Origin of the sequence: Streptomyces sp. UNOB3_S3 (assembly GCF_020740895.1) — a bacterium.
Taxonomy (GTDB): domain Bacteria; phylum Actinomycetota; class Actinomycetes; order Streptomycetales; family Streptomycetaceae; genus Streptomyces.
The window spans coordinates 1-13,788 of the sequence record NZ_JAILXP010000044.1; the positions used below are offsets into that span (position 1 = coordinate 1).

Consider the following 13,788-nt stretch of genomic DNA (forward strand, 5'->3'; position numbering starts at 1 on the left):
CCCCCGAGGACGGCGGCCGCCGGCTGCCCCGGCACCCTGGCACGGGCTAGCGCGGCCGTCCGGCGGGCCGAGTCGGGCGAGCCCGTCTGGAACGGCCCCACCACCGGCCCCCGGGCGGTCCCCGGCAAGACCCTCGTCTACGTCGCGCAGTCCATGACCAACCCCGGCGTCGCGGGCACCGTGGCGGGCGTCCGGGACGCCGCGCGCGTCATCGGCTGGAACGTACGGGTGATCGACGGCCAGGGCACCCCGTCCGGCATCCAGGCGGCGTTCAGCCAGGCCGTCACCCTGCGGCCCTCGGGCATCGTCGTCGGCGGCTTCGACCCCCGGCTGACCTCCCGCCAGGTCGCCCAGGCCGGTGCCGCGCGCATCCCGCTCGTCGGCTGGCACGCGGTCGCCGTCCCCGGCCCGAGCGAACGCCCCCGGCTCTCCACCAACATCACCACCAAGGTCGAGGACGTCGCCAGGATCAGCGCGGACTGGGTCGTCGACCACTCCGGGGGCGACGCCGGGGTCGTCGTCTTCACCGACGCGTCGATCCCGTTCGCCCGGCACAAGTCCGACCTGATCAAGGAGCAGCTCGCCACCTGCCCCGGAGTCCGGCTGCTGGCGGAGAAGAACATCCCCCTGCCGGACACGAGCAGCCGCACCCCCCAGGAGGTCTCCTCGCTCCTCGCCCGCTTCGGGGACGCGTGGACCCACTCCGTCGCCATCAACGACGTCTACTTCGCCGACGCCGCCCCCGCTCTCCGCGCGGCCCGCAGGAAGGGCTCCGGCGCCCCGTACAACATCGGCGCGGGCGACGGCGACCCCTCGGCCTTCCAGCGCGTCGAGAGCCGGCAGTTCCAGGCGGCCACCGTCCCCGAGCCGCTCTCCCAGCAGGGCTGGCAGGCCGTCGACGAATTCAACCGCGCCTTCTCCGGCGCCCCCGCCAGCGGCTATGTCGCACCCGTCCACATCGCCACGGCCGCGAACAGCGATGGCGCCACGTCCTGGGATCCCCCCGGGTACCGGGAGGCCTACCGGAGGATCTGGGGCCGGTGACGCCAGCGAATCGAAGGGAAATCGGCGGTGAAGAGTGGCACATCTCGCAGTGGACACCCCTTGAAGGCTGGAAAGAGCATCGGGTTAGCATGTGAGCGCCTCCTAGCTCGAAAGAGAAGCCTGTGACTGTCAACGACGACTCGTTCACAAACTGGAAGAACCGCGAGGAGATCGCGGAGTCGATGATCCCCCTCATCGGGAAGCTGCACCGCGAGCGGGACGTCACCGTTCTGGTGCACAGCCGCTCCCTGGTGAACAAGTCGGTGGTCAGCATCCTCAAGACCCACCGATTCGCCCGGCAGATCGCCGGGGAGGAGCTCTCGGTCACCGAGACGCTGCCCTTCCTGCAGGCTCTCACCACGCTCGACCTCGGCCCCTCGCAGATCGACATCGGCATGCTGGCCGCGACGTACAAGACCGACGACCGTGGTCTGTCGGTGGAGGCGTTCACCGCCGAGGCCGTCGCCGGTGCCACGGGCGCCAACAAGATCGAGTGCCGCGAGGGGCGCGACGTCGTCCTCTACGGCTTCGGCCGCATCGGCCGCCTCGTCGCCCGGCTGCTCATCGAGAAGGCGGGCTCCGGCAACGGTCTGCGGCTGCGCGCCATCGTGGTCCGCGGCGGCGGCGATCAGGACCTCGTCAAGCGCGCCTCGCTGCTGCGGCGCGACTCGATCCACGGCCAGTTCCAGGGCACGATCACCGTCGACGAGGTGAACAGCACGATCGTCGCCAACGGCAACGCCATCAAGGTGATCTACGCCAACGACCCGTCCGAAGTCGACTACACGGCGTACGGCATCGACAACGCCATCCTCATCGACAACACCGGCAAGTGGCGCGACCGCGAGGGCCTGTCGAAGCACCTGCGCCCGGGCGTCGACAAGGTCGTCCTCACCGCGCCGGGCAAGGGCGACGTCCCCAACATCGTCCACGGCGTCAACCACGACACGATCAAGCCCGACGAGCAGATCCTGTCCTGCGCTTCCTGCACCACCAACGCGATCGTCCCGCCGCTGAAGGCCATGGACGACGAGTACGGTGTGCTGCGCGGCCACGTGGAGACCGTCCACTCGTTCACCAACGACCAGAACCTGCTGGACAACTACCACAAGGCCGACCGCCGCGGCCGCTCGGCGCCGCTCAACATGGTCATCACGGAGACCGGCGCCGCCTCCGCCGTCGCCAAGGCCCTGCCCGACCTCAAGGCGCCGATCACCGGCAGCTCGATCCGCGTCCCGGTGCCGGACGTCTCGATCGCGATCCTCAGCCTGCGCCTGGGCCGTGAGACCACCCGCGAGGAGGTCCTCGAGTACCTCCGCGACGTCTCGCTGAACTCGCCGCTGAAGCGCCAGATCGACTTCACCACCGCCCCCGACGCCGTCTCCATGGACTTCGTGGGCTCGCGCCACGCGTCGATCGTCGACGCCGGTGCCACCAAGGTCGACGGCGACAACGCGATCCTCTACCTCTGGTACGACAACGAGTTCGGCTACTCCTGCCAGGTCATCCGCGTCGTCCAGCACGTCTCCGGGGTGGAGTACCCCACCTACCCGGCCCCGCTGGCCTGATCGATACGACCGTGGCCCCCGCCCCCGAATCTACGGACGCTGTCGGTTGATTCAGGAACCCGGCTACTCCGCCCCGCTGATCCCTTGATCAGCGGGGCGGTTCGCGTTCCGGGTACGTGGATGGGCCGGTTCCCGACTGTCCGAGCATAGTCATCACCCATAGTGTCAGGCGCGCACAGAAATGAGCAGAAAGTGCTGTGACTCGCAAGCAACTGCCCCCGTCGGCATCGGATTCCCCGTGCCCGGCCGGAAGGAAGTCCCGCATGCACAGACGCTCGCTCCCCGTCTTCCTCGCAACCCTCTTCGTCCTCCTCGGCGCCCTGGTGGCACCCGCCACGGCCGCGCCGGCTCCGCCGCCCGTACCCTCCGGGCCCGCAGCCGGGCCCACGGTGCAGAACTGGTCCGGCTGGGAGTCCCTCGGCGGCGGTCTGACCTCGGCACCCGCCGTGTCGTCCTGGAACAACGGCCGTCTGGACACCTTCGTCCGCGGCGGCGACAACGCCCTCTGGCACAAGTGGTACGACAACGGCTGGTCCAACTGGGAGTCGCTGGGCGGCAACCTGACCTCCGCGCCCGCCGCCGTCTCCTGGGGACCCGGCCGCATCGACGTGTTCGCCCGTGGCGGCGACAACGCCATGTGGCACAAGTGGTACGACGGCCGCTGGTCCGACTGGGAGTCCCTGGGCGGCGTGCTCACTTCCGCACCGGCCGTGTCGTCGTGGAGCAGCGGTCGTCTGGACACCTTCGTCCGGGGTACTGACAACGCGATGTACCACAAGTGGTACGACAACGGCTGGTCCAACTGGGAGTCGCTCGGGGGTGGCCTGACCTCCGCGCCCGCCGCCGTCTCCTGGGGGTCCGGCCGTATCGACACGTTCGTCCGCGGTGGCGACAACGCCATGTGGCACAAGTGGTACGACCGCGGCTGGTCCAACTGGGAATCCCTCGGCGGCGGCCTGACCTCCGACCCGGCCGTGTCGTCGTGGGACACCGGCCGCCTGGACACGTTCGTCCGCGGTGGCGACAACGCGATGTGGCACAAGTGGTGGGACGGTTCGTCCTGGTCCAACTGGGAGTCCCTGGGCGGTGGCCTGACGTCGGCGCCGGCGGCGGTGTCCTGGGGGCACGGGCGTATCGACACGTTCGTCCGCGGCGGCGACAACGCCCTCTGGCACAAGTGGTGGTCGTAGGCCGGTCATAGGCGACACGTCGGCATGGCCACCCACTCCATACGCGACGTCGGTTTCCAAAACCACAGCCGGTTTCCGGAGACCGACGTCACGCGAGTACGGGAATTAACCAACAGCGTCCGAATGCACGGGGGCGGGGGCCACGGCGTCTCATGGGTGGGGTGCGGTCAGGGGGCCGGTTCGAGGCCCCAGGCGACAGCCCGGCCCGCGGCGGCCACGCGGTTGGGGACGTCGAGTTTGGCGAGGATGTGCTCGATGTGGGTGGCGACGGTGCGGGGGCTGACGTACAGGCGGCCGGCGATCTCGCGGTTGGTGCGCCCCTGGGTGAGTTCCGCCAGCACTTCCAGCTCACGCGGGGAGAGCGCGGCGGGCCGGGCGACCGTTCGGCACACGACGACCGTGCGGTCCCCCTGGCGGGTCAGGTGGAGTTCGAGCATCCGCTGCCGGTACGGCACCAGCACCGTGGCCGGCAGGGTGCGCCGTGCGGCCGTCTTTCGCAGCAGGGCCACGAGCGGGGAGCCCGGCTCGGTGAGGCCGGGCAGCGGCTCCCCGCTCAACGGCACCGGGGCCGTCTCCCCCGCGCCTTCGGCGTCGGGCAGGAGCACGGCGCAGGTGTGGCCGGTGCCGCCGGGCCCCGGGGAGCGGTGCCCGGCGAGCGGGTCGGCGACGGCCGCGAGGCACTCGGCCAGCAGGGTCAGCACGGCCCGGACGGCCGGCTGATCGCACCGTTCCCGCGTCGTGCTGACGTTGAGGATGCCCACGTACCGGCCGTCCGCGGAGAACAGGCACTGGGCCACGCCGTCCTGGACGCCCAGGGGTTCGAGGACCTCCTGGAACCCGGTGGACGCCCCGCGCACCGGCGCGGGCACGTCGTGCCACCAGCTCGTCGTGCCCGGCGTGTGACGGATCAGCGCGAAGGCCGGATCGTCGTGCAGGCGCGTCTCGATGTAGCGGGTGGTGCGCGCCGGATAGCTGCCGGCCAGCGTCACATGGCGGCGGAGCAACGGGTCCCACCGGGACAGCGACGCGTGGTCGTGGTCGATCAGCGCGGACAGCGCCGTCAGGACGGCGTCGGCGCCACCCTTACCTTGTGCGGCATGGCGCGCGGCCTCGCGTACGCCCAGGGCGGCGCCGAGGATGTCCGGCGTGCTCGGCTGTGCTGTCGTCCCCGCTGTCATCCGGTCAGAATGATCAACGGGCATCCGGGCGTCAAACGGTGAGCTCGTCGTGGACGACCTCGCCGCCGACGACGGTGAACACCACGGGTACGGCGGGGATGTCGTGCGGGTCGGTGGTCAGCAGATCGTCCGCGAGCACGCACAGGTCGGCGACCTTGCCCACCTCCAGGGTGCCCTTCCAGTCCTCGGCGAAGTCCTGCCAGGCCGCGTCGGAGGTGTAGGTGCGCAGGGCCTCGGCGAGCCGGATGCGCTGGCCGGGTCCGCTGACGCGGCCGCTGGCCCTGGACTCGCGCAGCATCATCGTGGAGACGCCCTGCCGCCAGTCGGGGAGGGTGACGGGGGCGTCGGAGCCACTGGTCACGGTCACGCCGGCGTCGATCGCGTCCCGGTAGGGCCACTCGTACGCCGCCCGCTGCGGGCCGACGAACTCCTCCTCGAGGTCGGCGACGGTCCATTTGATGGTGGGGTTCATATTGACGCCGAAGCCGTGCCGCGCCAGCGTCCGCATGCTGCGGGCGGTGAGGAAGTCGCCGTGGATGACGTAGTGCCGGGCGTCGGGGCGGGGCCGCTCGGCGGCGGCCGCGGCGAAGGCGTCGACGACGGTGTCGATGGCCCGGTCGCCGGTGACGTGGACACCGGCCTGGTACCCGGCGGCGTGGGTGTGGCGGATCATCTCCGTGATCTGCGCGACGCGCTCCTCGTCGGTGTCCCCGCCGACGCACAGCGAGCCGCAGCCGCCGCCGATGTACGGCTCGTGCATCCAGGACGTCTTGTTGACCGGGATGCCGTCGGCGAACAGCTTGACGCCGAGGACCGCGAGGCGGCGGGGGTCGGTGGACGGCGGTTCGTCCATGGCCGCCAGCGCCTGGACGAAGTCCTCGGCCGTGCCGGTCATCCCGGTCGGCAGCAGCAGCACGCCGACCCGCGCGGTCAGTTCGCCGTCGGCGAGCAGGCGCCGGTAGACGTCGAGGGTGCTGTGGGCGAGGGCGCCGCGCATCAGGGCGTCGCCGCCCGGGCCGAGGCCGGGCTCGGTGTAGCTGGTGATGCCGAGCCGGGCCAGGGTGCGCAAGGTGGCCCGGATCGCGTCGGCGCGGACCTCCGGGGAGAGCGCGGGCAACGCCCGGTGGACGAGGTCCTGGGCGCCCTCCTGGAGGAGCCCGGTGGGCTCGCCCGCCGCGTCGGCGACGATCACCCCTCCGGGCGGGACGGGGGTGTCGCGGTCCACTCCGGCCCGCGCGAGCGCCGCGGAGTTGACCCAGGTGGCGTGGCCGGTGGCGGAGTACAGCAGGACGGGGTGGTGGGGGCTGACGGCGTCCAGGTCGTGCCGGCCGGGCAGCCGGGAGGGGTCGGCGACGCACTCGGCGAGGTAGCCCGCGTCCCACCCGTGCCCGGTGATCCACTCCCCCGCCGGGGTCGTCGCGGCGGCCTTCCGCACGGCCTCGGCCACATCGGCCAGCGACCGCACGGCGGGGTGGGAGACGTCGAGGGACAGCGGAGGCCCGGTCAGCCCGAAGGCGCAGCCGTGGAGGTGGGTGTCGTTGATGCCGGGCAGGAGCGTCCCGCCGCCGAGGTCGACGATCCGGGTGGCGGGGCCGGCGTGCGCCATGACCTCGGCCCGGTCGCCGACGGCGCTGATGTGGCCGCCGGTGACGGCCAGGGCGGAGGCGACGGTGAAGCGGGAGTCGACGGTGAGGACCGAACCGTTGACGAAGACGAGATCTGCCGGAGCGGCGGGCACGGTGATGTCCTATCTGAGGGAGCGCTGAGGAGGCTCCCGCCCGGTCGGCCGGGAGCTGTCAGCACTGTGCGTCAGGTCCGCGTGCGCGCACATCGGTCATCCAACCGATGCCCGGCCGCCCGGACCGGCGGCTCCGGGGGAAGCCCCGCCCTCGCCCGGATGGGTCACGCGACGTGCGCGGGCGGCCCGACGGCGATGAACTGATCGACCGGGACCGGCGGCGTGGGTTAAGGAGATCCGGCGATGCGCGACGGCGGGATCGAGGTCTACGGCCCGGAGCTGCTGGAGGACCCGCGCGCCACGTACGACCGGCTGCGCCGCGAGGCCCCGGTCAGCCGGCTGCGGCTGCCGACCGGGGACGGGGCCTGGCTGGTGACGCGCTACGCCGACGTCCGGGCGCTGCTGCGCGACCCGCGGCTGCCCTCGACGGCCCGCCACCCGGTTCCCGGGGCGCTGACCATGATCCCCGCGCATCTCCACCCGTGCTTCTTCCGGGGCGTACGGGACGTCGGCGCGCCCCGCCACACCGTGCTGCGCGCGCTGCTGTCGTCCGCGCTGTCCCACCGGTCCGTGGAGCGTCTCGCGGACCGCACCCGGCGCACCGCTCAGGACCTGGTCCGCGGCCTGGCCCGGCAGCGCCGGGCCGACCTGGTCGAGTCCTATGTCTACCCCTTGGTGCTGACCGGTCTGTGCGACCTGATGGGCGTTCCGACCCGGTACGAGGACGACATCCGCCGATGGACGATCAGCCTCACCTCGGCCCGTCCGGGCGAGGTACGCCGGGTCGCCGACGCCGCCGAGGGCCTGGCCTCGCTGTCCCGGCGGCTCCTCGCCGGGCGCGGGCGCCGGGACGGGCCGGGCCTGCTGGACACGCTGGCCCGAGCCCACGACCTCGGCGAGATCGACGAGGAGGAGCTGGTGTCGATGACCACGCTCCTTCTGATCACGGGTCATCAGAGCACGGTCAACCTGATCGGTTCCGTTCTGCGGACGCTGCTGCCCTGCCCGGGCGGTCCGGGCCTGCCGGCGGCCGAGGGGCACCCGCTGGGTGCGGTGATCGAGGAGATCCTGCGGCTGCACAGCCCTTCCGGGGCCGCCCAGTGGCGGCGCGCCGACCAGGACGTCGAGGTGGCGGGGACCGTCCTGCCGGCCGGATCCACCGTCATGCTGGCGCTCGCCTCCGCGAACCGCGACCCGGCGCAGTTTCCCGCCCCGGACCGGCTCGACCCCGGGCGGGAGAACCTCCATACGCACCTGGGCTTCGGGCACGGGATGCACCGGTGCCCCGGCGCCGCCCTGGCCCGCAGCCAGGCCCTGATCGCGACCCGGACCCTGCTCGCGGCCCTCCCCGGCCTGACCCTCGCGGACGCCGGCACCGTCTGGCGGACGGCCCATCAGCGCGGCCCCGCCCGCCTGTGCGCCCACTTCGGCCTGTCCGCCGACTTCGGCGGCAGGTGGCCGGGCGTCTGACCGGCGGGTGACGGCTCGTCATCCGGGATTCAGGACGCGGGGACGAGCCGGTAACCCTCGCCGTCGGCGGTGACGTGCCCGGCGGTCGGGGGCGGGAAGTGGGTGCCCAGCAGGAGGGTGTCCGTGCCGGCGAGCGCGGCGAGGAGGTCACGGCGGGTGCGGACGGCCTGTTCGGGGTCGGTGTCGACGCAGCTGGTGATCGCGGGGTGTGCCAGCTGTACGGGGTGGTGGACGCAGTCGCCGGTGATCACCGCCGTCCGTCCGGCGCTGTGGAGCTCGACGGCGACCTGGCCCGGTGTGTGCCCGGGGGTGGGGAGCAGCCGGATGCCGGGGGCGATGGCGGTGGGGCCGTCGTGGACGTCGGCCAGGTCGACGAGCCCGGCGTCGCGGACCGGGTCGACGGAGTCGCGGAACATCTGGCGGCGGTGCTCGTCCATGCTGTCTGCCTGGCCCGCCCAGTGGTCCCACTCGGTGCGGGAGGTGACGTAGCGGGCGTTGGGGAACGTGGGGACCCATGTTCCGTCGTCCGCGGCGCGGGTGTTCCAGCCGACGTGGTCGGTGTGGAGGTGGGTGAGGACGACCAGGTCGACGCTCTCGGGCGGGAAGCCGGCGGCGGTGAGCCGGTCGAGGTAGCCGGTGTCCAGCTGGTGCCAGGCGGGGTTGGCGCGGGTCTTGCCGTTGCCGATGCCGGTGTCGACGAGGACCTTCAGGCCGCCGGTCTCGAAGGCGAAGGTGTGGCTGGCCAGGCGGAGGGTGCCGTCGGGCGTGGCGAAACCGGGCCGGAGCCAGGGCTCTCCGGTCACGACCTCGGGGGTGGCGGCGGGCAGCAGCCAGGCGCCGGTCTCCGACGGGAGGGCGATCTCGTCGACGCGGTGGACGACGACGTTGCCCATCGTCCAGGTCTGCCCGGTCTGTTCCATCAGGTCTATCGGGTCCATCGAATGCCCCTCCATCAAGCCAAAAGCTCATTCTTTGCGTTAGTCGATCGTAGCCCGTATGCTCCACTAACGCAAAGATTCTGCTTTTTGCTGGGAGGGCTGGACTCATCATGATCACCTCAGACTCCGATCCCGGGCACGACGCCGCCGTGGCCGCCACGGCACTGCACATCCGGAACGTGATCGGCACCCTGCGGGAACTGGACCTCGGCACGACCGCGCCCGCGGCGGCGTACCACCCGGGAGAGGAGCGGACCGATGGAACCGTATGAGCTGACCCTCGCCGACGCGGCCGAGGCGATCGCGGCGGGCGGGCTCTCACCCACCGAGCTCACCGACTCCGTCCTGGACCGGATCGACACGGTGGAGCCGCGCCTGAACGCCTACGTCGAGGTCGTCGCGGACACCGCGCGGCACGCCGCGGCGGTCGCGGAGCGGGAGATCGCCGCGGGGCGGCGCCGGGGCCCGTTGCACGGCGTCCCGATGGCCCTGAAGGACCTGATCGACGTGGCCGGGCTGCCGACCACGGCCAGTTCCCGGGTGCGGGAGCACCATGTGGCGGAGCGGGACAGCACCGTCGCCGCACGCCTCGCGGAGGCCGGCGCGGTCCTGCTGGGCAAGACCCACACCCACGAGTTCGCCTACGGGCTGACCACCCCGCAGACCCGCAACGCCCGGTCCGCCGACCGGGTGGCGGGCGGCTCCAGCGGGGGCTCGGCGGTGGCGGTCGCCGCCGGGACGGCCACGTTCGCCCTGGGCACGGACACCGGCGGCTCGATCCGGGTCCCGGCGGCGCTGAACGGGGTGGTGGGGCTGAAGCCGACGTACGGGCTCGTCCCCGTCGACGGGGTGGTCCCGCTCTCCTGGTCCCTGGACCACGTCGGCCCCCTCACCCGCACCGTGCGCGACGCCGGGCTCGTGCTCGCCGCGCTGACGGGGCACGACGCGACCGTGGCGGGCGGTGCGGGCGGTGCGGCCGGGGTGCGCGATATGGCCGGGGTGCGCGTGGGCGTCCCCCGCAACCACTACTTCGAGCGGGTCACGCCCGAGGTGGCGGAAGCGGTCCGGGCGGCGACGGCCCGGCTGGCGGATCTCGGGGCGCGGCTCGTGGACGTGGAGATCCCCATGGCCGACCACGTCCAGGGCACCCAGTGGGGGCTGATGGTCCCCGAGGCGTCCGCCGTGCACGAGGAGACGCTGCGCACGTCCCCGGAGCTGTACACGCCGGACGTCCGCCTCCTGCTGGAGGCCGGCGAACACGTCCCGGCCGGCGACTACTTGCGGGCCCAGCGCGCCCGCACCCTGATGCGGCAGGAGTGGGCACGGCTCTTCGACGAGGTGGACGTGGTCGCGGCGCCGACCGTGCCCATGGTCGCGGCCCGCGCCGGCCAGCCGACCGTGGCCTGGCCGGACGGCACCATCGAGTCCGTGTCCGACGCCTACGTGCGGCTGTCCGCCCCGGCGAACATCACCGGCGCGCCCGCGCTGTCCCTGCCGGTCGGCCTCGACGGCGCCGGGCTGCCCATCGGGATGCAGCTCATCGGGCGGCCGTTCGGCGAGGCGACGCTCCTGAGCGTCGGCCGGGCCGTCGAGGACGCCTGCGCGAGCCTCGCGCGTCCCGCCCCGCTCGCGGCCTGACCCGCTCCCGGCCCCACCGGATCGCGCAATGATTGTGCGTTAAGGTGGGCGATATGAGCGCCAGACCAGTAGTCCGCCCCGGGGGACGCAGCGCCCGCGTCCAGGAGTCGGTGCACCGGGCCGTACGCGAGCTCCAGGCCGAAGGGGCCGCTCTCACCGTGCCGCTCGTCGCGGCACGGGCGGGAGTGACCCCGTCGACCGTCTACCGCCGCTGGGGCGATCTTCAGGAGCTCCTCTCGGACGTGGCGGTCGAGCGACTGCGCCCCGAGGCTCCCCCGGCGGACCACGGGAACCTGCACGCGGACCTGGAGCACTGGGCCTCGGCGTTCCTGGAGGAGATGTCGTCCCCGGCGGGCCGGTCCTACGTCCGGGACGCCCTCGCGGGCGACCCGGAGGGGCCCAACGCCGGGCAGTGCTCGGCGTACGCGCGCGAACAGGTCGAGGCGATCCTGTCCCGCGCCGCGCGGCGCGGCGAACACGTTCCGGACGCCGAGACGGTGATGGACCACGTCGTCGCCCCGATGATGTACCGCGTCCTCTTCCGCCCGGGACCGCTCGACGCGGCCTACGCCCGCGAGCTCGTCGCCACCGTCTTCTACCGGCTCATGCCTCTGCCGTGACCGGGCCGCCCCGCCCGCGCCGGTACGCCGCTGCCGCCTCCTTGTACCGCTGGTGCTCGGCCGCGTGGTCGGGGATGTGGGAGCCGGTGGTGTAGAACCGCTCCAGGCCCTGGTTGGCACCGACCGCGAGCGGGCCGGAGCGGGCGAACATCGCCTCCTCGTAGCGGGTGATCGCGGCGTCCGGCGTGGGCTCCTCGGCCACCGCCCGGGCGAGTTCGGCCGCGTCGAGCAGGGCGAGGTTGGCGCCGAAGCCACCGAAGGGCGACATGAGATGGGCCGCGTCGCCCACCAGCGTCACCCCGGGGGTGCGCTCCCAGGTGAGGGGGGCGGGCAGGGCGTACAACGGCCGGTTGACGTAGCCGTGGTCGTGGTCGCCGTCGGCGTCGGTGAGGAAGGGCAGCAGCCGCGCGTCCCAGCCGCTGAACTCCGCGAGCAGGAAGTCCCGGACGGCGGCCGGGTCGCCGAGGTCGACGCCCGCGGCGGTGTGCCAGTCGTGTGCGGTACGCATACCGATGTAGCAGCGGATGTGGCCGTCGCTGTTGCGCTGGGCGGTGATCGCCTGGCCGTCGCCGTTGTTGGCGAACATATGGCCGTCACCGACGAGTTCGGCGATCCCCGGGTGGCGGCGCTCGACGTCGTCGAAGCGGACCTCCAGCAGCGAGACTCCGCTGTAGCGCGGGACGGCGTCGCTGACGAGCGGCCGCACCCGGGACCAGGCGCCGTCGGCCCCGATCACCAGGTCGGCGTCGGCCCGGCCACCGCCTTCGAAGGCGAGGCGGTGCACGCCCCCGCCCAGCGGCTCGGCCGCGAGCAGCTTGTGCCCCCACCGGACGGTTCCGGGTGCGACGTGCGCGGCGAGCATCGCGCGCAGCTGGCCGCGGTCGATCTCGGGCGCCGCGTCGTCGTCCGGGCCGGGGACGAAGGAGGCGAGCACGGTGCCGTGCTGGTCGAGCCGGAGCTTGGCCTGCCCCTCGGGGCGGGCGAGCGCGGTGAACGCGTCCATCAGGCCGGCTTCCTCGAGAGCGATCTGCCCGGAGTCGGCGTGGAGATCGAGGGTGCCACCGGCGTCACGGGCGTCGGCGGACGTGTCGGCGTCGTACACGGTGACGTCGATGCCGTGCCGCTGGAGGACACGGGCGCACATCAGCCCGGCGGGCCCGGCGCCGACGACGGCGATGCGTGGCGTGATCTTCATCAGGGAATCTCCCCTACTCGACTTCTCGGCTTACTGAACGGGCGGTCGGTAAGTTTCACGCTAACTGAACGAGCGGTCGGTAAGCAATAGCTGAACGGGCGGTCGGTAAGGGGACGGATAGGATGGCGTCGGCAAAAGGGAGTGAGGAGCAGGCATGACGTCCGCCAAGGGAAGCGACCGGCGCTCGGGCGCGGAGACGCGCGCGGAAATCCTCCGCGTCGCCCTGAAACTGTTCACGGAGAAGGGCTACGAGGCGACGTCGACGAGGGATCTCACGGAGGCACTCGGGCTGACGAAGTCGTCGCTCTACTACCACTTCCGCAACAAGGAGGAGATCGTGTCGAGCCTCCTGACCGCGCGCCACCGCGACCTCGACGACCTCGTCGGGTGGATCGCCGCCCAGCCGAGGACGCCCGACCTGCCGCGACGAGCGGCGCGGCGCTGGCTCGACTCCACGACCCCGGAACACCTTCAGGCCATGCGCCTCGCCCATGCCAACCAGCCGCTCGTCCGGCGGCTGGCGGCCGACGGCAAGGACGTCCGCACCGGCTTCGACCGCGTCATCGACCTGCTCGCCGACGAGAACGCGAGCCCCCAGGACCGCATCCTGCTGCGCATGTCCTTCGACACGGCCGGCGCCGCGCTCCTCGCGGCGCTGGGCACGGACGCCGACCCGGCCGACATCCTCGCCGCCGCCCGCCGCGCCGGCCGCGCCCTCGCCGGCGAGGGCGCGCACGACGGGCCGAGCGGCTCGGCCGATCCGGGCGATGCGGCCGTTGCGAGCGATTCGAGTGATTCGGGCGGCTCCGTGTAGCGCGTACGAGTGCGGCCCCGGCGTCTGCCGGGGCAGACGCCGGGGCCGGGGGTGTGCCGCTCACGCGGCACCGGCCTGACCACCGGCTCGGCCACCCGCCTCGTCGACCGGCTGGAGAAGGCCGAGCCGGTCACCCGCCGCCGCGACACCGCCGACCGCCGTCTGGTCTACGTCTCCCTCACCCTCGACCGCCGCCCCGACATAGTGTCGGCCCGCCGGGCCGCCGACGACGCCAAAGACGCGCTCCTCGCCTCCTACGACACCGAGCAGCTCGCCGCCGTCGCCGTCGCCGACTACCTCACCCGCACCGCCGACTGCATCGACCGCCTCACCGACGACCTGCGGGCGCACCGGCCGGCCGCACAGGGGAAGTAGCGCCTCTACCGGCGGCCCGC

13 protein-coding genes are annotated in these 13,788 nt (G+C 72.8%); 9 read left to right on the forward strand and 4 right to left on the reverse strand.

The window, feature by feature from the left end:
* The 3 genes from K6I33_RS07440 to K6I33_RS07450 form a co-directional block, all read left to right on the forward strand.
* Window positions 1-1,044 (forward strand): substrate-binding domain-containing protein (locus tag K6I33_RS07440; protein ID WP_229349043.1); only part of this gene is annotated, 1,044 nt, incomplete at its 5' end.
* Between the two features lie 122 nt (window positions 1,045-1,166).
* Window positions 1,167-2,612, forward strand: a complete 1,446-nt coding sequence (locus K6I33_RS07445) for a glyceraldehyde-3-phosphate dehydrogenase (protein WP_229349046.1) — start codon at window positions 1,167-1,169, stop codon at window positions 2,610-2,612.
* Between the two features lie 263 nt (window positions 2,613-2,875).
* On the forward strand, window positions 2,876-3,802 hold the full coding sequence (locus K6I33_RS07450) for a hypothetical protein (protein ID WP_229349049.1): 927 nt from the start codon (window positions 2,876-2,878) through the stop codon (window positions 3,800-3,802).
* A 167-nt stretch (window positions 3,803-3,969) separates the two neighbouring features.
* On the opposite strand, the gene K6I33_RS07455 is transcribed toward K6I33_RS07450, so the two are convergent.
* Window positions 3,970-4,980: a LuxR C-terminal-related transcriptional regulator gene (locus tag K6I33_RS07455; RefSeq protein WP_229349051.1), complete on the reverse strand. Its 1,011-nt coding sequence runs from the start codon at window positions 4,978-4,980 to the stop codon at window positions 3,970-3,972.
* Between the two features lie 31 nt (window positions 4,981-5,011).
* Window positions 5,012-6,718: an amidohydrolase gene (locus K6I33_RS07460; RefSeq protein WP_229349054.1), complete on the reverse strand. Its 1,707-nt coding sequence runs from the start codon at window positions 6,716-6,718 to the stop codon at window positions 5,012-5,014.
* A gap of 243 nt (window positions 6,719-6,961) precedes the next feature.
* Here K6I33_RS07460 and K6I33_RS07465 point away from each other — a divergent pair, with 243 nt between their 5' ends.
* Window positions 6,962-8,188, forward strand: coding sequence for a cytochrome P450 (locus K6I33_RS07465; RefSeq protein WP_229349057.1), 1,227 nt, complete (start codon window positions 6,962-6,964; stop codon window positions 8,186-8,188).
* A 29-nt stretch (window positions 8,189-8,217) separates the two neighbouring features.
* On the opposite strand, the gene K6I33_RS07470 is transcribed toward K6I33_RS07465, so the two are convergent.
* A complete protein-coding gene (locus K6I33_RS07470) occupies window positions 8,218-9,126 on the reverse strand; it encodes an MBL fold metallo-hydrolase (protein WP_229349061.1) in 909 nt (302 codons plus the stop codon).
* Between the two features lie 110 nt (window positions 9,127-9,236).
* Between K6I33_RS07470 and K6I33_RS07475 the strand changes: the two genes are divergently transcribed.
* Genes K6I33_RS07475 through K6I33_RS07485 form a run of 3 tightly spaced genes read left to right on the forward strand, consistent with a single transcriptional unit; the run spans window position 9,237 to window position 11,384 of the window.
* Window positions 9,237-9,398, forward strand: a complete 162-nt coding sequence (locus K6I33_RS07475) for a hypothetical protein (RefSeq protein WP_229349064.1) — start codon at window positions 9,237-9,239, stop codon at window positions 9,396-9,398.
* Complete coding sequence (locus K6I33_RS07480) at window positions 9,385-10,764, forward strand: amidase (RefSeq protein ID WP_229349067.1); 1,380 nt, start codon at window positions 9,385-9,387, stop codon at window positions 10,762-10,764. The genes K6I33_RS07475 and K6I33_RS07480 overlap by 14 nt, the downstream gene beginning before the upstream one ends.
* A gap of 53 nt (window positions 10,765-10,817) precedes the next feature.
* Window positions 10,818-11,384: a TetR/AcrR family transcriptional regulator gene (locus tag K6I33_RS07485; RefSeq protein ID WP_229349069.1), complete on the forward strand. Its 567-nt coding sequence runs from the start codon at window positions 10,818-10,820 to the stop codon at window positions 11,382-11,384.
* Here K6I33_RS07485 and K6I33_RS07490 read toward each other — a convergent pair.
* Window positions 11,368-12,579 (reverse strand): NAD(P)/FAD-dependent oxidoreductase, encoded by a 1,212-nt coding sequence (locus K6I33_RS07490; RefSeq protein WP_229349071.1) that lies wholly within the window; start codon window positions 12,577-12,579, stop codon window positions 11,368-11,370. The two genes, K6I33_RS07485 and K6I33_RS07490, sit on opposite strands and share 17 nt — an antisense overlap.
* A 154-nt stretch (window positions 12,580-12,733) precedes the next feature.
* Between K6I33_RS07490 and K6I33_RS07495 the strand changes: the two genes are divergently transcribed.
* Window positions 12,734-13,393 carry a TetR/AcrR family transcriptional regulator gene (locus K6I33_RS07495; RefSeq protein WP_229349073.1) on the forward strand — a complete coding sequence of 220 codons (660 nt, stop codon included), beginning with the start codon at window positions 12,734-12,736 and terminating at the stop codon, window positions 13,391-13,393.
* A 51-nt stretch (window positions 13,394-13,444) separates the two neighbouring features.
* Entirely contained in the window at window positions 13,445-13,768 is a 324-nt protein-coding gene (locus K6I33_RS36550) for a MarR family transcriptional regulator (protein ID WP_374283740.1), read from the forward strand.
* The last annotated feature ends 20 nt before the right edge of the window (window positions 13,769-13,788 follow it).

What these genes read in the sequence shown, in the direction of transcription:
- K6I33_RS07495 (WP_229349073.1), top strand. Translation starts at nt 12,734, where the DNA reads ATGACGTCCGCCAAGGGAAGCGACCGGCGCTCGGGCGCGGAGACGCGC.
- K6I33_RS07455 (WP_229349051.1), bottom strand. Translation starts at nt 4,980, where the DNA reads ATGACAGCGGGGACGACAGCACAGCCGAGCACGCCGGACATCCTCGGC.
- K6I33_RS07490 (WP_229349071.1), bottom strand. Translation starts at nt 12,579, where the DNA reads ATGAAGATCACGCCACGCATCGCCGTCGTCGGCGCCGGGCCCGCCGGG.
- K6I33_RS07450 (WP_229349049.1), top strand. Translation starts at nt 2,876, where the DNA reads ATGCACAGACGCTCGCTCCCCGTCTTCCTCGCAACCCTCTTCGTCCTC.
- K6I33_RS07470 (WP_229349061.1), bottom strand. Translation starts at nt 9,126, where the DNA reads ATGGACCCGATAGACCTGATGGAACAGACCGGGCAGACCTGGACGATG.
- K6I33_RS07485 (WP_229349069.1), top strand. Translation starts at nt 10,818, where the DNA reads ATGAGCGCCAGACCAGTAGTCCGCCCCGGGGGACGCAGCGCCCGCGTC.
- K6I33_RS07475 (WP_229349064.1), top strand. Translation starts at nt 9,237, where the DNA reads ATGATCACCTCAGACTCCGATCCCGGGCACGACGCCGCCGTGGCCGCC.
- K6I33_RS07465 (WP_229349057.1), top strand. Translation starts at nt 6,962, where the DNA reads ATGCGCGACGGCGGGATCGAGGTCTACGGCCCGGAGCTGCTGGAGGAC.
- K6I33_RS07480 (WP_229349067.1), top strand. Translation starts at nt 9,385, where the DNA reads ATGGAACCGTATGAGCTGACCCTCGCCGACGCGGCCGAGGCGATCGCG.